This window comes from Streptomyces sp. NPDC004838 (assembly GCF_053600955.1).
The window spans coordinates 172,902-195,481 of record NZ_JBSGAW010000009.1; the positions used below are offsets into that span (position 1 = coordinate 172,902).

General features: G+C 70.5%; 25 protein-coding genes and 3 tRNA genes. 7 read left to right on the forward strand and 21 right to left on the reverse strand.

From position 1 onward, the window contains the following. Positions 1-122: 122 nt before the first annotated feature. Complete coding sequence (locus ACWEFL_RS13260) at positions 123-1,163, forward strand: adenosine deaminase (RefSeq protein WP_451711096.1); 1,041 nt, start codon at positions 123-125, stop codon at positions 1,161-1,163. Positions 1,164-1,278: 115 nt separating this feature from the next. On the opposite strand, the gene ACWEFL_RS13265 is transcribed toward ACWEFL_RS13260, so the two are convergent. The 6 genes from ACWEFL_RS13265 to ACWEFL_RS13290 form a co-directional block, all read right to left on the reverse strand. Next, positions 1,279-2,334 carry a UDP-N-acetylmuramate dehydrogenase gene (locus tag ACWEFL_RS13265; protein ID WP_451711097.1) on the reverse strand — a complete coding sequence of 352 codons (1,056 nt, stop codon included), beginning with the start codon at positions 2,332-2,334 and terminating at the stop codon, positions 1,279-1,281. Between the two features lie 145 nt (positions 2,335-2,479). Then, a complete protein-coding gene (locus ACWEFL_RS13270) occupies positions 2,480-2,908 on the reverse strand; it encodes a MaoC family dehydratase (protein ID WP_451711207.1) in 429 nt (142 codons plus the stop codon). A gap of 5 nt (positions 2,909-2,913) precedes the next feature. Then, a complete protein-coding gene (locus ACWEFL_RS13275; RefSeq protein ID WP_451711099.1) occupies positions 2,914-3,366 on the reverse strand; it encodes an FAS1-like dehydratase domain-containing protein in 453 nt (150 codons plus the stop codon). 227 nt (positions 3,367-3,593) lie between these two features. Then, positions 3,594-3,758 carry a 50S ribosomal protein L33 gene (gene rpmG, locus ACWEFL_RS13280; RefSeq protein ID WP_018385553.1) on the reverse strand — a complete coding sequence of 55 codons (165 nt, stop codon included), beginning with the start codon at positions 3,756-3,758 and terminating at the stop codon, positions 3,594-3,596. Between the two features lie 97 nt (positions 3,759-3,855). Further along, positions 3,856-3,928, reverse strand: a tRNA-Met gene (locus tag ACWEFL_RS13285). Positions 3,929-3,974: 46 nt separating this feature from the next. After that, positions 3,975-4,047, reverse strand: a tRNA-Thr gene (locus ACWEFL_RS13290). Between the two features lie 306 nt (positions 4,048-4,353). On the opposite strand from ACWEFL_RS13290, the gene ACWEFL_RS13295 reads away from it, so the two are divergent. The 3 genes from ACWEFL_RS13295 (at position 4,354) to ACWEFL_RS13305 (ending at position 7,046) form a co-directional block, all read left to right on the forward strand. After that, positions 4,354-5,571, forward strand: coding sequence for an amidohydrolase family protein (locus tag ACWEFL_RS13295; protein WP_451711101.1), 1,218 nt, complete (start codon positions 4,354-4,356; stop codon positions 5,569-5,571). Positions 5,572-5,799: 228 nt separating this feature from the next. Beyond that, positions 5,800-6,456 carry an SDR family oxidoreductase gene (locus ACWEFL_RS13300; protein ID WP_451711102.1) on the forward strand — a complete coding sequence of 219 codons (657 nt, stop codon included), beginning with the start codon at positions 5,800-5,802 and terminating at the stop codon, positions 6,454-6,456. Between the two features lie 83 nt (positions 6,457-6,539). Further along, positions 6,540-7,046 (forward strand): GyrI-like domain-containing protein, encoded by a 507-nt coding sequence (locus ACWEFL_RS13305; protein WP_451711103.1) that lies wholly within the window; start codon positions 6,540-6,542, stop codon positions 7,044-7,046. Between the two features lie 193 nt (positions 7,047-7,239). Here ACWEFL_RS13305 and ACWEFL_RS13310 read toward each other — a convergent pair. After that, positions 7,240-7,321, reverse strand: a tRNA-Tyr gene (locus tag ACWEFL_RS13310). Between the two features lie 194 nt (positions 7,322-7,515). Between ACWEFL_RS13310 and ACWEFL_RS13315 the strand changes: the two genes are divergently transcribed. Continuing rightward, on the forward strand, positions 7,516-8,004 hold the full coding sequence (locus ACWEFL_RS13315; protein WP_451711105.1) for a YajQ family cyclic di-GMP-binding protein: 489 nt from the start codon (positions 7,516-7,518) through the stop codon (positions 8,002-8,004). Between the two features lie 247 nt (positions 8,005-8,251). Here the strand turns inward: ACWEFL_RS13315 and ACWEFL_RS13320 are convergent, their stop codons facing one another. After that, the gene (locus tag ACWEFL_RS13320; RefSeq protein WP_451711107.1) at positions 8,252-8,407 is read right to left on the reverse strand and encodes a hypothetical protein; all 156 of its coding nucleotides are present in this window, start codon (positions 8,405-8,407) and stop codon (positions 8,252-8,254) included. A gap of 31 nt (positions 8,408-8,438) precedes the next feature. On the opposite strand from ACWEFL_RS13320, the gene ACWEFL_RS13325 reads away from it, so the two are divergent. Both ACWEFL_RS13325 and ACWEFL_RS13330 read left to right on the forward strand, forming a co-directional pair. Further along, on the forward strand, positions 8,439-8,567 hold the full coding sequence (locus ACWEFL_RS13325) for a hypothetical protein (RefSeq protein WP_451711109.1): 129 nt from the start codon (positions 8,439-8,441) through the stop codon (positions 8,565-8,567). Next, positions 8,564-9,271, forward strand: a complete 708-nt coding sequence (locus tag ACWEFL_RS13330; RefSeq protein WP_451711111.1) for an alpha-ketoglutarate-dependent dioxygenase AlkB family protein — start codon at positions 8,564-8,566, stop codon at positions 9,269-9,271. Before ACWEFL_RS13325 ends, ACWEFL_RS13330 begins: the two co-directional genes overlap by 4 nt. Before the next feature lie 193 nt (positions 9,272-9,464). On the opposite strand, the gene ACWEFL_RS13335 is transcribed toward ACWEFL_RS13330, so the two are convergent. The 13 genes from ACWEFL_RS13335 to ACWEFL_RS13395 form a co-directional block, all read right to left on the reverse strand. Further along, positions 9,465-9,734: a GlsB/YeaQ/YmgE family stress response membrane protein gene (locus tag ACWEFL_RS13335; protein WP_451711113.1), complete on the reverse strand. Its 270-nt coding sequence runs from the start codon at positions 9,732-9,734 to the stop codon at positions 9,465-9,467. Positions 9,735-10,545: 811 nt separating this feature from the next. Then, on the reverse strand, positions 10,546-10,938 hold the full coding sequence (locus tag ACWEFL_RS13340; RefSeq protein ID WP_451711115.1) for a YccF domain-containing protein: 393 nt from the start codon (positions 10,936-10,938) through the stop codon (positions 10,546-10,548). Further along, positions 10,935-11,795: a zinc metalloprotease HtpX gene (gene htpX / locus ACWEFL_RS13345; protein WP_451711117.1), complete on the reverse strand. Its 861-nt coding sequence runs from the start codon at positions 11,793-11,795 to the stop codon at positions 10,935-10,937. The genes ACWEFL_RS13340 and htpX overlap by 4 nt, the downstream gene beginning before the upstream one ends. A 146-nt stretch (positions 11,796-11,941) precedes the next feature. Continuing rightward, the gene (locus ACWEFL_RS13350; RefSeq protein ID WP_451711208.1) at positions 11,942-13,519 is read right to left on the reverse strand and encodes an NADH-quinone oxidoreductase subunit N; all 1,578 of its coding nucleotides are present in this window, start codon (positions 13,517-13,519) and stop codon (positions 11,942-11,944) included. A gap of 59 nt (positions 13,520-13,578) precedes the next feature. After that, complete coding sequence (locus ACWEFL_RS13355; protein WP_451711119.1) at positions 13,579-15,162, reverse strand: complex I subunit 4 family protein; 1,584 nt, start codon at positions 15,160-15,162, stop codon at positions 13,579-13,581. 3 nt (positions 15,163-15,165) lie between these two features. Then, the gene (locus ACWEFL_RS13360; RefSeq protein WP_451711121.1) at positions 15,166-17,175 is read right to left on the reverse strand and encodes an NADH-quinone oxidoreductase subunit 5 family protein; all 2,010 of its coding nucleotides are present in this window, start codon (positions 17,173-17,175) and stop codon (positions 15,166-15,168) included. Further along, the gene (gene nuoK / locus ACWEFL_RS13365; RefSeq protein WP_451711123.1) at positions 17,172-17,576 is read right to left on the reverse strand and encodes an NADH-quinone oxidoreductase subunit NuoK; all 405 of its coding nucleotides are present in this window, start codon (positions 17,574-17,576) and stop codon (positions 17,172-17,174) included. Before nuoK ends, ACWEFL_RS13360 begins: the two co-directional genes overlap by 4 nt. Then, positions 17,576-18,157 carry an NADH-quinone oxidoreductase subunit J family protein gene (locus tag ACWEFL_RS13370; RefSeq protein ID WP_451711125.1) on the reverse strand — a complete coding sequence of 194 codons (582 nt, stop codon included), beginning with the start codon at positions 18,155-18,157 and terminating at the stop codon, positions 17,576-17,578. Before ACWEFL_RS13370 ends, nuoK begins: the two co-directional genes overlap by 1 nt. Beyond that, positions 18,154-18,888 carry a NuoI/complex I 23 kDa subunit family protein gene (locus ACWEFL_RS13375; RefSeq protein ID WP_451711126.1) on the reverse strand — a complete coding sequence of 245 codons (735 nt, stop codon included), beginning with the start codon at positions 18,886-18,888 and terminating at the stop codon, positions 18,154-18,156. Before ACWEFL_RS13375 ends, ACWEFL_RS13370 begins: the two co-directional genes overlap by 4 nt. Continuing rightward, positions 18,888-19,853, reverse strand: coding sequence for a complex I subunit 1/NuoH family protein (locus ACWEFL_RS13380; RefSeq protein WP_451711128.1), 966 nt, complete (start codon positions 19,851-19,853; stop codon positions 18,888-18,890). The genes ACWEFL_RS13375 and ACWEFL_RS13380 overlap by 1 nt, the downstream gene beginning before the upstream one ends. Further along, positions 19,850-21,382: an NADH-quinone oxidoreductase subunit C gene (locus tag ACWEFL_RS13385; RefSeq protein WP_451711129.1), complete on the reverse strand. Its 1,533-nt coding sequence runs from the start codon at positions 21,380-21,382 to the stop codon at positions 19,850-19,852. The genes ACWEFL_RS13380 and ACWEFL_RS13385 overlap by 4 nt, the downstream gene beginning before the upstream one ends. Further along, complete coding sequence (locus tag ACWEFL_RS13390; protein WP_451711130.1) at positions 21,379-22,002, reverse strand: NADH-quinone oxidoreductase subunit B; 624 nt, start codon at positions 22,000-22,002, stop codon at positions 21,379-21,381. Before ACWEFL_RS13390 ends, ACWEFL_RS13385 begins: the two co-directional genes overlap by 4 nt. Continuing rightward, positions 21,993-22,391 carry an NADH-quinone oxidoreductase subunit A gene (locus ACWEFL_RS13395; RefSeq protein WP_451711132.1) on the reverse strand — a complete coding sequence of 133 codons (399 nt, stop codon included), beginning with the start codon at positions 22,389-22,391 and terminating at the stop codon, positions 21,993-21,995. Before ACWEFL_RS13395 ends, ACWEFL_RS13390 begins: the two co-directional genes overlap by 10 nt. Between the last annotated feature and the right edge of the window lie 189 nt (positions 22,392-22,580).

Below are 22,580 nucleotides of genomic sequence, written 5' to 3' on the forward strand. Positions count from 1 at the left end.
GACGGGCACGCCGGGGAGAGTTCCCGGCGTGCCCGTTTCTTTGTTCCGGTTCTTTGTTCCGGCGAGCGCCCGATCAGGGAAACCGGCTGCCACAGGCCCGAGCCGTACGGCAGGATCCGAGAATGGAACGCGTACGAGATGTGAGCCTGCTCCCCAAGGCGCATCTGCATCTGCACTTCACGGGCTCGATGCGGCCCTCCACCCTGATCGAGCTGGCCGACAAGTACGGCGTGCACCTCCCCGACGCGCTGACCGGCGGGGAACCCCCCAGACTGCGGGCGACGGACGAGCGCGGCTGGTTCCGCTTCCAGCGGCTGTACGACATCGCGCGGTCCTGTCTGCGCTCCCCGGAGGACGTTCGGCGGCTGGTGCGGGAGGCGGCCGAGGAGGACGTCCGGGACGGTTCGGGCTGGCTGGAGATACAGGTCGACCCCACTTCGTACGCCCCGATGCTCGGCGGGCTGATCCCCGCGCTGGAGGTCATCCTCGACGCGGTGGAGAGCGCCGGGCGCGAGACCGGTCTGGGCATGCGCGTACTGGTCGCGGCGAACCGTATGAAGCACCCGCTGGACGCCCGTACGCTCGCGCGTCTGGCCGTCCGGTACGCGGACCGCGGAATCGTCGGTTTCGGGCTCTCCAACGACGAACGCCGCGGCATGGCGCGCGACTTCGACCGCGCCTTCGCGATCGCGCGGGACGGCGGGCTGCTGGCGGCTCCGCACGGCGGGGAGCTGACCGGACCCTCGTCCGTACGGGACTGTCTGGACGATCTGCACGCCTCGCGCATCGGGCACGGGGTACGGGCGGCCGAGGACCCCAGGCTGCTGCGGAGACTGGCGGAGCGCGAGGTGACCTGCGAGGTGTGCCCGTCGTCGAATGTGGCGCTGGGGGTGTACGAGAAGCCCGAGGACGTGCCGCTGCGGACGCTGTACGAAGCCGGGGTGCCGATGGCGCTCGGGGCGGACGATCCGCTGCTCTTCGGGTCGCGGCTGGCGGACCAGTACGAGTTCGCGCGCCGGCACCACGGCTTCACGGACGCCGAACTGGCGGAGCTGGCGAGGCAGTCGGTGCGCGGCTCGGCGGCGCCGGACGCGGTCCGCAAGGAACTCCTGGACGGGATCGACGCCTGGCTCACCGGCGGGGAGGGCACTCGTCCGGCCTGATCGCGTCGGTTCGGCCCGATCGCGTGCGGTCCCGGTCCCGTGCGCCGGCTCCGGTTCACCGGCTCCGCTCACCGATCCCGTTCAGCGGCGCGCGCGGGCGGGCCGGGCGCCGGGCTCAGAGGGTGACGCCGACCGTGACCGGTTCATTGACCAGGGTGACCCCGAACGTCTCGTGGACCCCGGCCACCACCTCGCGCGCGAGCGCCAGCAGGTCCTCGGTGGTGGCCTCACCGCGGTTGGTGAGCGCGAGGGTGTGCTTGGTGGAGATGCGGGCCGGGCCGCTCCCGTATCCCTTGGCGAAGCCCGCCTTGTCGATCAACCATGCGGCGGAGGTCTTCGTGCGGCCCTCCCCCGCCGGGTACGCGGGCGGGGTGACGCCGTCGCCGAGGCTGGCGTGTACGCGGTCGAGGAGGACGGCGTACGCGTCGGCGTCGAGGATCGGGTTGGTGAAGAAGGAGCCGGCCGACCAGGTGTCGTGGTCCTCGGGGTCCAGGACCATGCCCTTGCCGCCGCGCAGTCCGAGCACGGCGAGGCGGACCATGGCCAGTTCCTTGCGGTCGCCGGGCGACACCCCGAGAACGCGGGCCGTCTCGGGGTACTTGATCGGGGCGGAGAGCCCTTCCGCGTCCTCCAGTCCGAAGCGGACGCGCAGGACGACATAGCGGTCGGGGTCCTGCTTGAAACGGCTGTGCCGGTACGAGAAGCCGCATGCCGCGTTGGGCAGAACGACCGTTTCGGCGCGGTGACGGTCGTATGCGACGACCTCGGTGATGACCGAGGAGACCTCCTGGCCGTACGCGCCGACGTTCTGGATGGGGGTCGCGCCCGCCGAACCGGGGATTCCGGCGAGGCACTCGATGCCCGCGAGCCCGGCGGAGACGGTACGGGCGACCGCGTCCGTCCACACCTCGCCCGCCGCCAGCTCCAGCTCCGTGCCGTCGAGGCGGAAGCCCTCCGTCGCGATGCGCAGCGCGGTTCCGTCGAACCCCTTGTCGCCGATGACCAGATTGCTGCCGCCGCCGATGATCAGCAGCGGGGTGCCGGCGTCGTCCGCCTCGCGTACCGCCGCGATGACCTCGTCGTCCGTGGTGGCGGTGAGGAGGCGGGTGGCGGGGCCGCCGAGCCGGAAGGTGGTCAGGGGGGCGAGGGGGGCGTCGTGGAGTTCCTGCACGGGACAAGGGTACGGTCCGCGGCCGGGCGTTCCTTCCCGGCGCGGCCACGGACCGTACCCACCTGAGTGCGCGCCCACCGGACGGCGCGTCACGGACGGCGCGTCGCCCGAACACGTGTCGCCGGACGGCGCGTCGTCGTGCGGCTCAGGCGAGCCGTACGACGGCGCGGGCCATCCCCAGCACCTTCTCGCCCTCGCTGACGGCCGTCAGATCGACGCGCACGCGGTTGTCGTCGAGCAGGGCCGCGACCTTGCCGCTGACCTCGATCAGCGCGCCCTTCTCGTCATTCGGCACGACGACGGGCTTGGTGAAGCGGACGCCGTACTCGACCACGGCGCCGGGGTCCCCGACCCAGTCCGTCACCACACGGACCGCCTCCGCCATGGTGAACATGCCGTGCGCGATCACATCGGGAAGCCCGACCTCGACGGCGAACCTCTCGTTCCAGTGGATCGGGTTGAAGTCCCCGGAGGCGCCCGCGTACTGCACCAGCGTGGCTCGCGTCACGGGGAAGCCGCGGGCCGGCAGCTCGGTGCCGACCTCGACGTCCGCGTAAGAGATCTTCGCCGTCATCACGCTCACGCCTCCTCGGCGGCGCGCGCCACCAGCTTGGTCCACGCGGTCACCACATGCTCACCGGTCTCGTCACGCACCTCACCCCGGATCTCCAGGATGTCGTTGCCCGCGAGGGATTTGATGCTCTCGATGGTGGAGACGACCGCGAGCCGGTCCCCCGCCCGTACGGGCCTCGTGTACGCGAACCGCTGCTCGCGGTGGACCACCCGGTCGTAGTCCAGTCCCAGCAGCGGGTCCTGAACGACCACACCCGCGGCCCGGTAGGTGATAGCGAAGGCGAAGGTCGGCGGGGCGATCACATCGGGGTGGCCGAGCGCCTTCGCGGCCTCCTGATCGGTGTACGCGGGATTGGCGTCCCCCACCGCCTCGGCGAACTCACGGATCTTCTCCCGGCCGACCTCGTAGGGAGAGGTGGGCGGATAACTCCGCCCCACGAAGGACTGGTCGAGCGCCATGAACGGGCTCCCTCCTGACAGGACCTGACGTATCGGGCTTTCTCGGGCTTTCCGGCCGCAGAGCTTCCGGACTTCTGCGCCTCCGGGGTTCTACGCTTCCGGACTTCCGGGCTTCTGCGCTCTCTGGGCCTTCCGAACATCCGCGGCTTCTGATCGCGGACCGGATCAGCGTGCAAACGACACGAGGCCGCCCCCGACTCGGGGGCGGCCTCGTGTACGAGCCTGGATCAGCGCGTTTCGCGGTGCGCCGTGTGCGCCTTGCAGCGCGGGCAGTGCTTCTTCAGTTCGAGACGATCCGGGTTGTTACGCCGGTTCTTCTTGGTGATGTAGTTCCGCTCCTTGCACTCCACGCAGGCCAGCGTGATCTTCGGGCGGACGTCTGTGGCAGCCACGTGAGTGCTCCTTGGACGGACGGATGGGCGATCAAAACGACAAACGCATAAAAGAGTAGCCGATCGGAGGACCGACCCCGCAATCGGCTACTGTGTGTAGCGGTGACCGGACTTGAACCGGTGACACAGCGATTATGAGCCGCTTGCTCTACCGACTGAGCTACACCGCTGTGATACCGGGTCCCCTCGCCCGGAGGCGAGGATCTCCGACATCAGAGCCCCAATACGGAATCGAACCGTAGACCTTCTCCTTACCATGGAGACGCTCTACCGACTGAGCTATTGGGGCGAGCGATGAAGACATTACACGGTCGGTCGCCGTTCGCCCAAATCCGTTTCGTGGGGCCCTGTCCGGCATCGGCCCCGCCTCCGGGCACCCGCCTCCAGCCGCCGGTCCGCCATCCCCGTGCACGGCTCGTACGGACCGGGCCCGCCCCCGTACACCACCGATGACCACACCGGTACGACTATTCCGCTCCTCCTCGATGCCCGCGCCGAGCGCCCCTAGGCTCGACTCACGCTGCGTGATCTTCCCCCTGGTCGCGCGCGGCCACAGCCCGACCGCCCCGACAGGAGCGGGATCCCCAGGAGCACGATGCCCGACAGCCTGCCTCAGCCACCCGACGGTGCCACCGGCACCACCGCGCTGCTGCTCTGCGGCGCCCGGCTGGCGGACGGCCGTACCGTCGACGTGCGGCTCAGCGGCGGGCGTATCGAAGCGGTCGGCACGGCGGGCAGTCTCGCCCCGCACTCCGCGCGCCTGGATCTGACCGGCTATCTGCTGCTGCCCGCGCCGGCCGAACCGCACGGCCACGGCGACACCGCCCTCACCGCGGACTCCCCCGGCCCCGTCTCGTACGCGCTGGAGGACGTCCAGCTGCGGGCCACCGAGGCCGCGCTGCTCCAGCTCGGGCACGGCGCGACGGCGCTGCGGTCGCATGTGCGGATCGGGGACGTCCACGGCCTCGCCCCGCTGGAGGCCGTGCTGCAGGCGCGGCGGTCGCTGCGCGGGCTGACCGAACTGACGGCCGTCGCCGTACCGCGGCTGCTGACGGGTGTGGCGGGCGCGGACGGTCTGGCGATGCTGCGGGACGCGATGAAGATGGGCGCGGGCGTGGTGGGCGGCTGCCCGGACGCCGACCCCGATCCGGCCGGTTTCGTCGAGGCCGTGCTGGAGGTCGCGCTCGAACACGGCTGCCCGGTCGATCTGCACATCCACGGCGACGATCCCGCACGGCTCTCCCGGCTGGCCGCGATGGCCGCCGGGCTGCGGCCGGGCGTGGTGATCGGGCCGTGCGCGGGGCTCACCCGGCTGCCGCACGAGATCGCCGCCCGGACGGCGGACCGGCTCGCCGCTGCCGGTGTCACGGTGGTCTGCCTCCCGCAGGGCGGCTGCGGGGCCGTGGAGCAGCGCGGCGGCGCTCCCGTAGGGATGCTGCGCACGGCGGGGGTACGGGTCGCGGCCGGGTCCGGCGCGCTCAGGGACGCATCGAATCCGGTGGGGCGCGGCGATCCGCTGGAGGCCGCCTATCTGCTCGCCTCGCAGGGCGGCCTGCGGGCGCGGGAGGCGTACGAGGCGGTGGCGGCGTACGCGCGGGAGGCGATGGGGCTGCCGGAGGTTCGGGTGGAGGCCGGGTTTCCGGCGGAGCTGCTGGCGGTGCGCGGCGAGCGGATCTCGGGGGTGTTGTCACTCGCGTACAGCAGGATCGTCATCCACCGGGGGCGTGTGGTGGCGCGGACGAGCGCGGTACGGGAGTACTGCGACACGGCGGGGGCGGTGGCGCTGGAACTCCCCCGCCAGGGACGCCCCTGACGGGGGTGTCCGACGAGTCTGGGGCACTGCTTTCCCGGGTTCCCCGGAATTCTGTCCGAGGACTCTGTACTCCGAGGACTCTGCACTCCGCGGTGCTTCCGGATGTTCCCCGGCATTTCCCGGTGTATCCCCGGCGTCGCCCCTTTCGCCCGGTGTCCCTCTGGTTCCGGTGGTTGCGCGCTGTCGCCGACCGGGCACGGTCAGGTGCGGGAACGTACTGTCGTAGGCATGCGCATTGTCATCGCTGGAGGACACGGTCAGATCGCACTCCGTCTGGAGCGGCTGCTCACGGCGGGCGGACACGAGGTGACGGGCATCATCCGCAGCCCCGGACAGAGCTCCGACCTGCGCGACGCGGGCGCCGAGCCCGTGGTCCTGGACCTGGAGTCGGCCACGGTCGAAGAGGTCACCGCGGTGCTGCGGCACGCCGACGCCGCGGTCTTCGCGGCGGGCGCGGGGCCGGGCAGCGGCATCGCCCGCAAGGACACGGTGGACCGCGGTGCCGCCGTCCTCTTCGCCGACGCGGCCGAACGGGCCGGGGTGCGCCGGTACATCGTCGTGTCCTCGATGGGTGCGAACGCCCAGCACGCGGGTGAGAGCCAGTTCGACGCGTATCTGCGGGCGAAGGGCGCGGCCGACGACGCCGTACGGTCCCGGCCTCGCCTCGACTGGACGATCCTGCGGCCGGGCATGCTGACGAACGACGCGGGCTCCGGTCTCGTACGGCTCAGGCCGTCGACAGGCCGTGGTTCGGTGCCGAGGGACGATGTGGCCGCGGTGCTGGCCGCGTTGATCGAGACTCCGGGCACGTCCGGGCTGACGCTGGAGCTGATCAGCGGCTCCGACCCGGTGACGGCGGAGGTCCGGGACGCCGCCGAAGGCTGAGCCCAGGAGGTCTGTGGTTCTGTTCGCCGCCGGAGCGATGATTCTGCGGCACGCCCCCGGTCCCCTCTGTCATGAGGAACGACATGCCTGAGATCACTCCCGCGGTCGTGGACCGCCAGGAACAGCCGTACGCCTTCATCCGCGGCTCCGTCCGTATGGACGCCTTCGGTGTGATCGCCGACCGCCTCGGCGAACTCATCGGCTGGCTGAGCGGCCACGGAGTCGAATTCGCCGGAGCCCCCTTCTTCCGCTTCAACACCATTGACATGACGGCCGAGTCGGAGGTCGAGGCGGGCATCCCCATCGCCTCTCTCCCCACCCCCGAGGGCGACATCCAGATCGGCACCCTCCCGGCCGGCCGTTACGTCACGGCCGTCCACCTCGGCCACCCCGACAAGCTGTTCGACTCGATCACGGCTCTCCGAGAGTGGGCGGACCGTGAAGGGCTGACCTGGGACATGAAGGAGATCGACGGCACCGAGCGCTGGGCCTGCCGCCTGGAGTCGTATCTGACCGATCCGCGCGTGGAGCCGGACATGGACAAGTGGCAGATCGAGCTTTCTTTCCGGCTGGCGGACACCCCGGCCTGAGCGGACCCACGGCAGCGCCCGGCACAGCCCTTCCAACGGGGAGGCGCCTTCCAACGGAGAGGTGCCGGGCCTGCCTGCGGCGGCGGGCAGCCGTGGAGAAGGCGAATCGCCCTCCAATCACCCTCCAGCGGCGGCGGCACGCGAAATAGCCCCCGAGCTGCGCAATCGCAGTTCGGGGGCTACTTTTATCGCGTGGCGGCGCCAGGATTCGAACCTGGGTAGGCTAAGCCGACGGATTTACAGTCCGCTCCCATTGGCCACTCGGGCACACCGCCATGGGATACCGCTTCGGGAAGGACCGCTGTTCGGGCGGTGCTCCGTGACGACGTCGTAAACGATACCCGATGCCCAGGGGTGCTCCGCCACTGGATTGACCCGTGCTCGGGGCCTGTGTGGATGGCTAGGCTTGTCGGAACGGTTCGGGGACTCCGGCCGTTCTTCCCGCACCCGATTCAAGGAGCCACAGGACATGGCCGACTCCAGTTTCGACATCGTCTCGAAGGTCGAGCGGCAGGAGGTCGACAACGCCCTCAACCAGGCCGCGAAGGAGATCTCCCAGCGCTACGACTTCAAGAACGTCGGGGCGTCGATCGCCTGGTCCGGCGAGAAGATCCTGATGCAGGCGAACTCCGAGGAGCGGGTCTCCGCGATCCTCGATGTGTTCCAGTCCAAGCTGGTCAAGCGGGGGATCTCGCTGAAGGCGCTGGACGCGGGTGAGCCTCAGCTCTCCGGCAAGGAGTACAAGATCTTCGCGTCGATCGAAGAGGGCATCTCCCAGGAGAACGCCAAGAAGGTCGCGAAGATCATCCGCGACGAGGGCCCCAAGGGCGTGAAGGCTCAGGTCCAGGGCGACGAGCTGCGGGTCAGCTCGAAGAGCAGGGACGATCTTCAGGCCGTACAGGCGCTGTTGAAGGGGCAGGACTTCGACTTCGCCCTGCAGTACGTGAACTACCGCTGACCGGCTGGGCCGATCCGCGCGGGCGTTGCCGGGCTGAGCGAACAGGGCACAACGGGGGCGCACATCGACGGGGAGCGTCTCGACGGCCGCCCCGCGTTGTGTCCTCGTCGTTCCGCCACAGGTGCCCGTATGTGTAGAGCGTCGCCGGCGGCTTCGCGTGGTCGCGCCGGTTCCGCGCCTTCGCGCGGCCTTTGCGTGCGGGTCCTCGGAGTGCGGGACTGTCGCCCGACCCGGACGGGGCGCGCCGTCAGGCGATCAGCCCGGCCAGCGGGGCGCGGAAGCGGGATTCGATCTCGTCACGGATCGGGCGGACGGCCTCTACTCCCTGCCCGGCAGGGCCTTCGGACTCCCAGTCGGGATGGCGCTCGTCGGCGCAGACTCGTAGGCGTGAGCAGTGACGCACGCTGCGAGAAGGGGAACAGAGGATGACCGCCATGGCCGACCGCACGACCATCGGCAACGCGCCGGACGGAGTGCCGCTCGCCGGTGCGGAGTCCGCTGCGGGAGGCGGCGGCACCGCGCTCGCCCGGCTACTGGGTCCAGCGGGGGCACGGAGCTCATGAACGGCGAGGCCCTCTTCCCCAGAGAGCCGACGGTGATCACCCCGGGCGCGGTGCACATACCGGCGTGGCTGACGGTGGAGCGCCAGCGGGAACTGGTCGACGCCTGCCGCCGCTGGGCCCGCGGCCCGGTGCCCCTTCGGCACACCGTGCTGCCGAGCGGCGGTGTGATGTCCGTGCAGACGATGTGTCTGGGCTGGCACTGGCAGCCTTACCGATACAGCCGCACCGCGGATGACGTGAACGGCGCCCGGGTCACCGACTTCCCGGACTGGCTGGTGGAGTTGGGCCGTGAGGCGCTGGTGGCTGCGTACGGCGACGACGGCGGGGTGGCGGGCGGGCCTGTCCGGGGGACGGCGGCGGTCGGGTCAGCGGCGGGGTACACCCCGGACACCGCACTGATCAACTTCTATGACGGAGCCGCTCGGATGGGGATGCACCAGGACAAGGAGGAGCGGTCCGGTGCACCTGTGGTGTCGCTGAGCATCGGCGACACCTGTGTCTTCCGGTTCGGCAACGCCGAGACGCGGGGGCGCCCCTACACCGATGTGGAGTTGGTGTCCGGGGACCTGTTCGTCTTCGGCGGCCCCGCGCGCTTCGCTTACCACGGGGTGCCCAAGGTGTATCCGGGCACGGCGGACCCGGCGACGGGGATGAGCAGCGGACGGCTGAACATCACCCTGCGGGAGACAGGGCTGCCGGGCTGACCTTAATGCGATAGCCCCAGACGACCAGTGCGTCTCGCCGAACCGGGCGGCGGTGGGCGCGGCGGCGGACAGGGCGTGGCGCTAGCGGACGGGCGGACGGTGCGTGGGGTCGTGGCAGCGGCGTCCGAGACCGGGGTCCGGTGGCACGGCCGGGCCGGCAGACGGTGTCACCGGAAGGCCCGGCCAGGCGGCGTCACCGGGACCGGGAATGGCCGAACAGGAGCCGGTAGGCGATCAGCAGCACAAGCGAGCCGCCTATCGCCGCCGCCCAGGTCGCTCCGTCGTAGAAGTCCTTGGTGACCGGCCTGTCGAGGAAGCGAGCCGAGATCCAACCGCCGAGGAACGCGCCGGTGACACCTATGAGTGTGGTGCCGATCAGACCGCCGGGGTCACGCCCTGGCAGCAGGATCTTGGCGATTCCTCCGGCGAGCAGCCCGAGGACGATCCAGCTGATGACGCTCATGCCGTGAACCTGCCTTTCAAACGCTGTCACTCGGTAGACGTCGGGTGGACGGACTGTGGTTGCGGCCGGTCAATAGGGCGCGGCTCACGACCGGGCCGCTGAGGCGGTCGCTCGGTGTCGTGGACGCGGTGGTGATCGGGCCCGGGTCGTTGCTCCCTTCTGGTTCTCGGCGTCTCGCGGACGGGATCGGCGATGGCCGGGAACGGCCATGTGCTGGGCGGGCTCGCCGTCGGGTATCCGTGCTTTCGGGTGCCGCGCACCACGCAGGGCTCGCGGTGGGGGTGGTCATCGCGGTGGTGGCGACCGCGGGTGGGCGCGGGCGATCGGCTTCTCGTCATTCGGAGTGCTGCTGTACTACACGCTGTCCAACGCCTCGGCTTGGACTCCGAGTTCCGAGCCATCGAGAGGTACACCCGTTCGAGTGAAGGACGCCGGTGCGGCCGCATCCAAGGTGGCCTGGACGACGGCGGACCGCGGGCCGTGGGGTGCGTGGTGCCGGCCCAAGTTCTCCTTCCGGGTCCAGTCGCGCGTGAGGAGGAACCCCGGCGAGAGCGGTGGTTTCGTCGGCTGGTCGGCCTGATCGTGGTCGTCGGGTCCCCGTCCCCGTCCACGAGGTCCACGAGGTCCACGAGGGAATGGTTGTGCGCGCGGGGCGTACGGCCGTGACGCGGACATCGGCCAGGGGCCAGTCCCCGGCCGACCGCCCGTCACTCCGTATGCCTCCCAGCGTCAGCAGACCGACGGCACCCGAACCCAGCCTGCGCGACTCGGCCATCGCGGCCGGCAGCCGCCCCTCGGCGCGTACTCGGCGTCAGCGGGTGGCGAACTGCTGATCCGTAGGGACGATCTGCTTGCCGAGAGGCAGCAGGGAGACCGGGATCAGCTTGAAGTTCGCGATGCCCAGCGGAATGCCGATGATGGTGATGCACAGGGCGATACCGGTGACGATATGGCCGAGAGCCAGCCACCAGCCGGCGAGGAGCAGCCAGAGCACGTTCCCGACGCACGACGGCGCGCCCGCGTCATGGCGGTCGACCACGGTGTATCCGAAGGGCCAGAGGGCGTAGACGCCGATACGGAAGGCGGCCAGCCCGAAGGGGATGCCGATGATGGTGATACAGAGCAGCACGCCGGCGAGTATGTAGCCCAGGAACATCCAGAAGCCGCAGAGGATGAGCCAGACGATGTTCAGGATTGTCTTCATGGACGTCGACCTGCCATCTGTTCGAGTCGGGCAATGCGTTCCGCCATCGGCGGGTGGGTGGAGAACATCCGGGAGAGTCCTCTGCCGGGCCTGAAGGGGTTCGCGATCATCATGTGGCTCGCGGTCTCCAGCCGGGGCTCGGAGGGCAGTGGCAGTTGTTTCGTACCGGCGTCGAGCTTGCGCAGGGCACTCGCGAGCGCCAGGGGGTCGCCGGTGAGCTGGGCGCCCGAGGCATCGGCCTCGTACTCGCGGGAGCGGCTGACGGCGAGCTGGATGATGGAGGCTGCCACCGGTCCGAGGATCATGATCAGCAGCATCCCGAGGAGGCCGGGGCCGTCGTCGTCGGAGCGGCCGACGGGGATCAGCCAGGCGAAGTTCACCAGGAACATCACCACGGAGGCGAGGGCTCCGGCGACCGACGAGATGAGGATGTCGCGGTTGTAGACATGGCTCAGTTCATGGCCGATGACGCCCCGCAGTTCCCGCTCGTCGAGGATGCGGAGGATTCCCTCCGTGCAGCACACCGCGGCGTTGCGAGGGTTGCGGCCGGTGGCGAACGCGTTGGGCGCCTGGGTCGGGGAGATGTAGAGGCGGGGCATGGGCTGCCGCGCGGCCGTCGAGAGTTCACGGACCATGCGGTACAGCCCGGGGGCCTCGAATTCGCTCACGGGGCGGGCGCGCATGGCACGCAGCGCCAGCTTGTCGCTGTTCCAGTAGGCGTACGCGTTCGTCCCGATCGCCACGACGAGCGCGACGATCAGTCCCGTACGGCCGAAGAAGCTGCCGATGACGAGGATGAGCGCGGACAGGCCCCCGAGGAGTACAGCGGTTTTCAGCCCGTTGTGCCGGCGGTGCACGGTACGCCCTCCAAGTGGTGCGGCAGGGGAACCCTTTACGTGGTGGTCTCCACTCTCCAGTGGACCCTTCTGTACTGGTCAACGCCAGGCGAAGGGGGCAAGTTCCCTGGTGCCGCGGGGCTTGGGCTGAGCCGTTCGGGTGATGGTCAGAACAGACTGGTCGCGGCGAAACGCAGTACCAACTGGGGATAGCCGGACAGGACGACGCCCGCGACGGCGGTCAGGGTGATGGCCGCGACGACCGGGGTGGGAGCGGCCAGGGCGGAGGTGATCGGGGTCCGGGGGCGGGGTGTCGCCTCGGGGGTGCCGTCCGCCGCGCCTTCGGGTGCGAGGAAGAGGATCGCCGTCCACCGCAGGTAGTAGCAGAGGGCGATCACCACGTTGACGCCCATGACGACGGCGAGCCAGCCGAGACCCGCGTCGACGGCGGAGGAGAAGACGGTCACCTTGGCGAAGAGGCCGATGATGCCCGGCGGTAGACCGGCCAGGCAGAGCAGGAAGAAGCCCATGGTGAGGGCGGCGAGCGGGCGGGTGGCGTAGAGGCCCCGGTAGTCGGAGAGGCGGTTCAGCGGCTGGGTACGGGCGACGAGCGCGGCCACGGCGAACGCGCCGAGGTTCACCACGGCGTACATGAGGGCGTACGCGACGGTCGAGCCGATCTGGTCGTCGCTGGAGTAGGCGGCCGCGGCGATCGGCACCAGGATGTAGCCCGCCTGGGCGACGGATGACCAGGCCAGCAGGCGTACCGCGCTCCACGCGCGCGTGGACGACTGGCGTAGGGCCGCGACGTTGCCCGCCGTCATGGTGAGGGCGGCGAGAACGGCGATCGCGGGGCCCCAGACGTTCGCGTAACCGGGGAACGCGATGACGGTGACCAGGACGAGGCCGGAGAAGCCGACGGCCTTTCCGACGACGGAGAGGAAGGCGGCGATGGGCAGGGGAGCGCCCACATAGGTGTCGGGGACCCAGAAGTGGAACGGAACGGCCGCCGTCTTGAAGGCGAAGCCGATGAGGGTCAGCGCGACGCCGGTCTTCGCGAGGGTGCCGAGTTGGCCGGGGACGCTGTCGAGTTCGGCGGCGATCCGTGTGAGGTGGAGCGTGCCTGTGGAGGCGTACACGAAACTGACGCCGAGGAGGGTCACGGCTGTCGCGGTGACCGAGGAGAGGAAGAACTTCAGGGCGGCCTCGCTGGAGAGCCGGTCGCCGCGCCGGAGGCCGACGAGCGCGAAGGCGGGCAGCGAGGCGACTTCAAGGGCGACGACGAGGGTGGCGAGGTCCCGTGAGGCCGGCAGCAGGGCGGCACCGGCGGCGGCCGAGAGCAGCAGGAACCAGAATTCCCCCGCGGGGAGTCTCCGGCGGGTCTCCGGGAGCGAGAGCAGCGCGGTGAGCAACGCGCCGCCGAGCACGAGGAGCTGGACGGCGACCGCGAAGTGGTCCGCGGTGTAGCTGCATGTGCCGGGGTCGGTGGTGAGACAGAACGTCTTCCGGTCGCCTGCGCTCAGCGGCACGAGGGCGGCGAGCGCGGCCGCCAGTCCGATGATCGCCCCGATGCCCAGCAGTTTCTTGCGCTTCTCCGGTACGAAGAGGTCGGCGACCAGGATGATCAGGGCGCATGCCGCCGTGATGGTCGGCGGCGCGATCGTGACCCAGTCGACGGACTGGACGAGGCTGGTGACACCGGAAGCGGTGGCGACGCCGGAAGCGACGTTTTCGCCCGAGGCCACGGCGGCTCCGCCAGGGGCGGTGGCGGTGGCGAACCCGGCGGCGCCGGCGATGGCCGTGATCACGACTTGCCTCCTGCGAGGAGCTTCTGCACGGCCGGATCGGTCAGGCCGAGGAGGACCGCGGGCCAGAGACCGGCGAGGACGGTCAGGGCGACAAGCGGGGTCCAGGCGGCGAACTCGTACCTCTGGACGTCGGCGAACGGTTTCGTCTCATGCCCGGCCAGGTCCGGTACGCCCATGCAGACGCGGCGCACGACGATCAGGAGATACGCGGCGGTGAGCAGGGTGCCGAATCCGCCGATCGCCATGAAGGTGAGGAAGGCGGGGCGGTTGAGGCCGTCCGCGGGGTCGAACGCCCCGAACAGCGCGAGCATCTCGCCCCAGAATCCGGCGAGTCCGGGCAGGCCGAGGGAGGCGACGGCGGCGAACGCGAGGAGGCCGCCGAGGCGGGGCGCGCGGCCGTAGAGCGCCGCGCCGGTGGCTCCTGCGAGCGTGTCGAGGTCGGCGGTGCCGTACCGGTCCTTCACGGCTCCGACGAGGAAGAACAGCAGGCCGGTGATGAGTCCGTGGGCGATGTTGGCGAACAGCGCGCCGTTCACGCCGGTGGGGGTCATCGTCGCGATGCCGAGGAGAACGAAGCCCATGTGACCGACGGAGGAGTACGCGATCAGGCGCTTGAGGTCGCCGCTCGCGCCCTGTCTGGCGAGGGCCAGACAGGCGAGGGATCCGTAGATGATGCCGACGACGGCGAAGGCGGCGAGGTAGGGCGCGAAGGTCCGCATGCCGTCGGGCGCGATGGGCAGAACGATACGGACGAACCCGTACGTACCCATCTTGAGCAGTACGCCCGCCAGGAGCACGGAGCCGACGGTCGGCGCCGCGGTGTGGGCGTCCGGCAGCCAGCTGTGCAGGGGCCACATCGGCGTCTTCACCGCGAGGCCGAGACCGATCGCCAAAACGGCGATGACCTGCGTGGACGCGGTCAGTCCCCGGCCGTTGTCAGTGGCGAGTGCCACCATGTCGAAGGTGCCGCTCTTCAGCCCGATCAGCAGCAGGCCGAGGAGCATGACGACGGAGCCGAGCAGGGTGTAGAGGATGAATTTCCAGGCCGCGGGCTGCCTGGCCTCTCCGCCCCAGCGGGCGATGAGGAAGTACATCGGGATGAGCACCATCTCGAACGCGAGGAAGAAGAGCAGCAGGTCGAGGACCGCGAAGGTCGCGAGGGTTCCCGATTCGAGCATGAGCAGCAGGGCGACGAAAGCCTTCGGGGAGGGCCCCGCGGGTGGCTTGTAGTAGCTGTACAGCGCGCACAGGAAGGTCAGCAGCGCGCTCAGGACCAGAAGGGGGAGGGAAATGCCGTCGACGCCGAGGTGGATCCGCACGTCGAGTGCGGGAATCCAGCTGATGTCCGTGCTGGCCTGCATCTTCGACGGCTGGTCGTGGTCGAAGCCGATGGCCAGGGCGATCGCGGCGGCGAGGACCGCTCCGGTGACGGTCACACCATGGCGGAGGACCGCCTGGTCGGGGTTCTTGCCGCGCAGTCCGGGCGGGGCGGGGAGCAGCGCGGCCACGGCCCCGATGAGTGGGCCGACGACGATGAACGCGAGAAGGAACTGCATCACGGACTCGCTGATATCGATCACGGCTCACGATCCCGCGTTGACGTTGGACAGGACGACGGCGGCGATCGCCAGGACGACGGTGCCCGCCAGCAGCGCGCTGACGTAGGTCTGCACGTTGCCGGTCTGGGCGCGGCGGACGAGTCGGCCGAGACCGTTGCTGCCCGTTCCGGCACCGCGTACGTAGGTGTCGACGACTTCGCGGTCGAGGAAGCGGACCAGTTCGGCGCCGGCCTGTACGGGGCGGACGAAGAGGACGTGGTAGACGGCGTCGAGGTGGAAGCCGACGGCCGCGTGGCTGTGCAGCGGGCCGAGGAGGAGGCGGCCGGGATCGGCCGGGTCGGGGGCTGCGGCGATGCTGCCGTAGAGCGGGGTGTGGGTGGTGATCGCCTCGGCTTCGGTGGCCGACGGTGCGGCCTCCGGGTGGGCGGCGGTGCTGATCGCCGGGTGGGGCACGGGGACTTCGCGGCGGGCGCGGAGCGACGCCCAGGCGGCGTAGGTGATCACCCCTCCGGCGACGGCGACGCCTGTGCCGAGGACGGCCGTGGTCACCGTGGGGGCGAGGCTGTGGCCGTCGAACCAGCCCTCGAAGTAGCCGTAGGTCACACCGAACCCGAGGGAGGGGATGGCGAGCAGCCAGAGGACGGCGGTCATGGGGATGGGCTCACGGCCGTGGTCCGGAGCCTCGGCTCCGCGGCCCCGGAAGGCGAGGAGCCAGAGGCGGGTGGCGTACGCGGCGGTGAGGAGGGCCGCCAGGAGGCCCGCGATCAGCACGGTCCAGCCCGCGGCACCCGGTGCGACGGCGGACTCGCCGAGTGCGGTGTGCTCCGCGGCGACGAGGACGGCTTCCTTGGAGAAGAAGCCGGCGAAGGGGGGAATGGCGGCGAGCGCGAACAGGGCGACGCTCATCGTCCAGTAGGCGTCGGGGACCCGCTTGGCCAGGCCGCCCATCCGGGACATGGCGGCCAGTGAATTGGTGCCGGCGGCGTGGATGATCACGCCGGCGGCGAGGAAGAGCAGCGCCTTGAACGCGCCGTGCGAGAGGAGGTGGAACACGGCGGCCCCGCGGTCACCGACCGCCAGGGCGCCGGCCATATAGCCGAGCTGGCCGATGGTCGAGTAGGCGAGGACCCGCTTGATGTCGTCCTGGGCGAGGGCGGCGAGGCCCGAGCCGACCATCGTCACGGCGGCCATCACGGCGAGGACGGTGAGTGCTGCCGCGGAGGCGGCGAAGAGAGGGAGGAGCCGGGCCACGAAGTAGATGCCGGCGGCGACCATCGTGGCGGCGTGGATCAGCGCGGAGACGGGGGTGGGGCCCGCCATCGCGTCGGGCAGCCAGGTGTGCAGCGGGAACTGCGCAGACTTGCCCGCCACGCCCGCGAGGAGCAGCAGCGCCACCAGGGTGGGGTGGTCGATCCCGCCCGCCGCGACGGAGCCGAGGATCCCGGTGATCCGGAAGGTGCCCGCGTCCGTGGCGAGGGCGAACAGACCGATCAGGAAGGGGACGTCTCCGAGTTTGGTGACGAGGAACGCCTTGAGGGAGGCCGCGCGGGCCTCGGGCGTCTCCCAGTAGTGGCCGACGAGGAAGTACGAGCAGATGCCCATGATCTCCCAGCCGACCAGGAGCACGATCAGGTCGCAGGAGTAGACGACGAGCAGCATCGCCGAGGTGAAGAGGGAGACGAGAGCGGCGTACGAGGGGTAGCGCGGGTCGTCGCGCAGATAGGCGGTCGAGTAGATCTGCACGCACGACGCGACGACGCCGACCAGGACTGCGACGAGTACCGCGAAGCCGTCGAGGTAGAGGGCGAGGTCGATGGGGACCGAACCGGTCGGGGTGAGCTGGGTGGAGGCTTCGATCGCGTCGTCTCCGCCCTGGCGCACGGCGACGACGACGGCGAGGGCGGCCGAGGCCAGGGTCGGCAGGACGGCCAGCGGGCGTACGAAGCCGGGTGCCGTGCGGCCGAGGAGGAGTCCGGCGACCGCGCCCAGGAACGGAAGGAGGGGTACGAGGACGGCGAGGGTCGTGGTGGTCACGCGGTGGCCTCGGCCTTCTGCGCCGCCGGGGAGGTCGCGTCGGGGGCGGCGGATTCCGCGGATGTGGAGGCGGATCCGGTGGGGTCGCCGTCGTGGCTCTCGGCGGTGTCACGGAGCCGGTCGACGTCCGAGGTTCCGCGATTGCGGTAGACCATCAGCACGATCGCCAGGCCGATGCCGATTTCGGCGGCCGCGATGGCGATGGTGAACAGGGTGAGCGCCTGGCCGGAGTGGAGGGTGTCGCGGAGCCAGACGTCGAAGGCGACGAGGTTGAGGTTGACGGCGTTGAGCATCAGCTCGACGGACATCAGGACCAGGATCGCGTTGCGGCGGGCGAGTACGCCGTAGACGCCGACGCAGAAGAGGAGGACGGCGAGCACGGCGGGATAGGCGAGGTGCATCAGCTCTCCCCCTCGGGGCCCGGCTCGGGATCCGTGCCGGTGGTGTCGGCGCGCTTGCGGGACAGGACGATCGCGCCGACCAGGGCGGCGAGCAGCAGGACGGAGAGCGCCTCGAAGGGCAGCACCCAGTGCCGGAAGAGGATCTCGCCGGTCATCTCGGTGGAGCCCTGGGCGGGTCCGTCGAGGTTGATCCAGGTGGTGCGGAACGCGTCGACGACCACCCAGACCAGAGCGGTCGCGGCGGTGACGGCCACGGCGAGCGCGACCGGGCGGTTGCCCGAGTCGGCGTCCGGGGAGCGGCCGATGGGGGCCTTGGTGAGCATCAGCCCGAAGAGGAGGAGGACGACCACGGAACCGACGTAGATCAGGACCTGTACCCAGGCGATGAACTCGGCCGTCAGCAGCAGGTACTCGACGGCGAGGCCGCCGAGGGCCACCACCAGCCAGAGGGCGGCGTGCACCAGCTGTTTGGTGGTGACCGTCATGACGGCCGCGCCGAGGGTGACCAGGCCGACGAGGAGGAATGCTATTTCGACGCCGGTCGGGGAGAGGAAGCCCTGGGCGGTGGCGGCGAGCGTCATGCCGGACCTCCTTCGCCGTCGGGCGGGGTCGCGGGACCGGGGCGGCTGTCCGGGGCGGGGGCGCCGGGCTTCGGGTCGCCTGGGTTCGGGTCGCCGGGCTCCGGACTGCCGGAGGCCGGGCCGCCGTGGCTCGGGTCGGCCGGGGCCGGGCCGTCGGGGTTCGGGCTGTCCGGGGGCGAGGCGTCCGGGGCGGGGGCCGCGGCCGCCTGGGCGGCGGCGAGCTTCTCGGCGGCCTTCCGCGCCGCGGCGATCTCCTTCGGCTCCTCGGCGGCCGGTTCGAGGGCGGGCGGGGCGGGGACCGTCCACATCCACTCACGGAGTCTGTCGCGCTCGTGGGTGAGTTCACGGATGTCCGTCTCCGCGTACTCGAACTCCGGGGACCAGAACAGCGCGTCGAAAGGACAGACCTCGATGCAGATACCGCAGTACATGCAGAGCGCGAAGTCGATCGCGAACCGGTCGAGGACATTGCGGCTCCGCTCCCGGCCGCCGGGGGCGACGGCCGGGATCGTCTCCTTGTGGGAGTCGATGTAGATGCACCAGTCGGGGCACTCACGGGCGCAGAGCATGCAGACCGTGCAGTTCTCCTCGAACAGGCCGATCACACCGCGGGTGCGGGGCGGCAGCTCCGGCTGGGCGTCGGGGTACTGGGCGGTGACGGTCTTCCTGGTCATCGTGCGCAAGGTGACGGCGAGGCCCTTGGCCAGGCCGGAGCCGGGGATCGGAGGCACTAGATCATCACCTTCACGACGCCCGTGAGGGCGATCTGGGCGAGGGCGAGCGGGATGAGGGTGGTCCAGGCGAGTTTCTGCAACTGGTCCTCGCGCATCCGGGGATAGCTCACGCGCACCCAGATGACGATGAAGGCGAGCACGGCCGCCTTGAGCAGGGTCCAGACCCAGCCCAGGCCGTCCGCGCCCAGAGGTCCGTGCCAGCCGCCCAGGAAGAGGACCGTGGTGAGGCCGCACAGGACGACGATGCCCGCGTACTCGGCGAGCAGGAACAGCGCGAAACGCAGCCCGGTGTACTCGGTGTAGGCACCGAAGATGATCTCGGAGTCGGCGACCGGCATATCGAAGGGTGGGCGCTGAAGCTCGGCGAGCCCCGCCACGAAGAAGACGATGGCGCCCACGATCTGCCAGGGCAGCCACCACCACTCGAAGGCGTTCAGGATGCCGGGCAGCGAGACCGTGCCGGCGGCCATGGCGACCGAGGCGGCGGCCAGCAGCATCGGCAGCTCGTACGCCAGCAACTGCGCGGCAGTCCGCAGCCCGCCCAGAAGGGAGAACTTGTTGGCCGACGCCCAGCCCGCCATGAGCGAGCCGAGAACGCCGACGCCCATGATCGCCAGCACGAAGAAGATCCCCGCGTCGACGACCTGGCCGACCGCGCCCTCGCTCGGTCCGATCGGGATCGCGACCAGGACGAGGAGATACGGAAGAAGGGCGACCGCGGGCGCGAGCTGGAAGATGCGGCGATCGGCGCCGGCCGGAACCACGTCCTCCTTCTGCGCGAACTTCACACCGTCGGCGACGAGCTGGGCCCAGCCGTGGAAGCCGCCCGCGTACATGGGGCCCAGCCGGCCCTGCATATGAGCCATGACCTTGTGCTCGGTCTGCCCGATGACCAGCGGGAAGACGAGGAACACGGCGAAGACGACGAGCAGCCGGAAGGCGACGTCGAGAGCGTCGTTCACGCGGGGTCGCCTCCCTTGGTGTCGTCAGTTGTGCCGTTGGTGCCATCGGTATCGTTGGTGTCATCGGTGTCGTCAGGCCCTGGGCCCTCTGTCGACCTGGTCCTGTCGGGCCGGTGGGTCGAGGGTGTCCCGGGTTCGGGCCCGGCGGCCGGGGCCGGTTCCTGTGCCGGTTCCTGTGCGGGGGCGGGCCCGGATGGGGATTCGGATTCGGCGGCCTGGCCTACGTCGGATGCGGGGGCCGGGCCGGTGGCAGGCTCGCCCGACACCTCCGACGTGCCCTTCGGCTCGCCCGAGTCCGTGGTCCGGTCCGAGTCCTCCGTGGTCCGGTCCGAGTCCGCGGCCGCACCCGTGGCACCTGTCGTACCCGTGGCATCCGTCCGGTCGTCGAAGGCCGGCCGGGCATGGTGCCATGGGGCGTCCGCGCTCCGGGTACGCGCCGGAGCCGCCGGAGTGTCCGGAGCGGTCTCGGGCGGTTCGGCCTCCGTGTCCGAGAGCGGTGAGGCCGGACGCCGACTCGCCGAGCCCGAACCTGAGCCCGAGCCGCTCGAACCCGATTCCGATTCCGATTCCGAGCCCTCCCTACGGCTGCCGCGCGGCGGGGCAGTCCCCGCCCCCTGACCGGCGGAGTCCTCGCCCTCGCCACGAGAACGGCGCGGACCACCGGTACGAGCGGTACCAGCGGTGTCGTCCGGGGCCGCGGAACCCTCCCCAGCCGACGGAGCGGACGGGGCACCCGGCGGAACCGAGACGTCCGGCGGAACCTGCTGCTGGCTCGCCGAACCCTGGGCCGCGCTGCGCGTGCGGCGCGGCGGAGTCGCACCACCCGTCTGCTGGCTCGCGGAACCTCCGGCCGCGCTGCGCGTGCGGCGGGCCGGGCGTTCGGCCGTCGCTCCGGCGGCACCCGCTGCCCTGGGGGTACGGGCCGGCCGGGCCGGGGCCGGAGGAAGCTGCCCCTTGAGAGGGCCCCACTCGTTGGGGTCGGGGACACCGGGAGGGAGCATCTGGCGGCGTTTGGGGCCGCCGTGCTCGGACTCCCCCGGCTCCTTCGCGCCCGGCCACGCCTTGGCGACCCGCGCCGCCAGGACGAAGTCCTTGCGCAGCGGATGTCCCTCGAAGCTCTCGGGCAGAAGCAGCGGAACGAGATGCGGATGACCGGTGAAGGTGACGCCGAACATCTCGTGCGTCTCCCGTTCGTGCCAGTCCGCGCCGGCGTAGACCGTCACGGCGGACGGCAGTACGGGAGCGTCGTGCGGAACCGTCGTACGCAGCAGCAGTCGGCGTACCCGGCCCTCGCCCCCCGACGGCAGCGAGACGACATGGGCGCAGACTCGGAAGCCGGTGCCCGGCTCGTCGACCGCGCTCAGCCAGTCGAAGTAGGTGCACCCCAGCCCGGACCGGGCCGTCTCCAATGACGCGATCCAGGAGTCGGCCGGGACGTCGACCGTGAGAAGGTCGTAGGCGAGTTCGGCGGTGGCGTCCGGCCCGAAGATCTCGGTGACGGAGTCCGGTAGGCGGTCGTACGCGGTCACTTCTCACCACCGGCGGCCGGAGTCGGCGGCGGGGTGACCAGCCCGCTGCGCAGCGCGGCGGCGGAGGCCCGGCCGGTCCCGTAGCGTTCGCCGAGCGATTCCCGCGCGATCTTCTCCTGGAGTTTGAGGATCCCCTGGAGCAGCGCCTCGGGACGCGGCGGGCAGCCGGGCACGTACACGTCGACGGGAATGATCTGGTCCACGCCCTTGGTGACGGAGTACGAGTCCCAGTAGGGGCCGCCGCAGTTGGAGCAGGCCCCGAAGGAGATGACGTACTTCGGCTCGGGCATCTGCTCGTACAGCCGCTTGACCGCGGGGGCCATCTTGTCGGTCACCGTGCCCGAGACGACCATCAGGTCCGCCTGGCGCGGGCCGGGCGCGAACGGGATCACGCCGAGCCGGATGAAGTCGTGGCGTGCCATGGACGCGGCGATGAACTCGATGGCGCAGCAGGCGAGCCCGAAGTTGAAGACCCAGAGGCTGTAGCGGCGACCCCAGTTGAGGACCACCTTCATCGGCTCGGGGGCCAGCCGGGAGAGAACCCCCAGCCGCTGCGGCTCCGGCAGCGGCTCCGGGTTTCCATCCGGGGCGGCCGGGGTCGGGGACGGGGTCACGTCCATGCCAGGACGCCCTTCTTCCATGCGTAGAGCAGTCCCACGGCCAGGAAGCCGAGGAAGATGAACATCTCCACGAGCGTCGTCGCGCCGTAGCCCGCGGCGGCGAAGACCGTGGCCCACGGGAAGAGGAAGATCGAATCGACGGCGAAGATCACATACAGAAACGCGTAGACGTAGTAGCGGACCTGGGTGTGCGCCCAGCCCTCGCCCACGGGGTCCACACCGCATTCGTAGGTCATCAGCTTCTCGGGCGTGGGCACCAGGGGCCGCAGCAGCCGTCCCGCGCCGAAGGCCACGGCGACGAAGAGCACGCCGATCAGCGCTAGCAGCCCGACGACCGAGTAGCTTGCGAAATAGTCCGCCGCGAGCACGGCCACGGTCGGTTCCTGCACGTCCGTCCCTCGCTCCCTGACCTGTGTGACAACTTCGTTGGCGTCGTCGACGTGGTGGACGTCGCTGACCTTGTCGACGTCGTGGCCTTCCGGCCTTGTCGACCTCGCAGAACTCGGCAGAACCTGTGTTCTGTACGCACGGGAGTCTAGGCCCTGCTAAAGGGACCGTAAGCAGTCGCGTCATGCCCA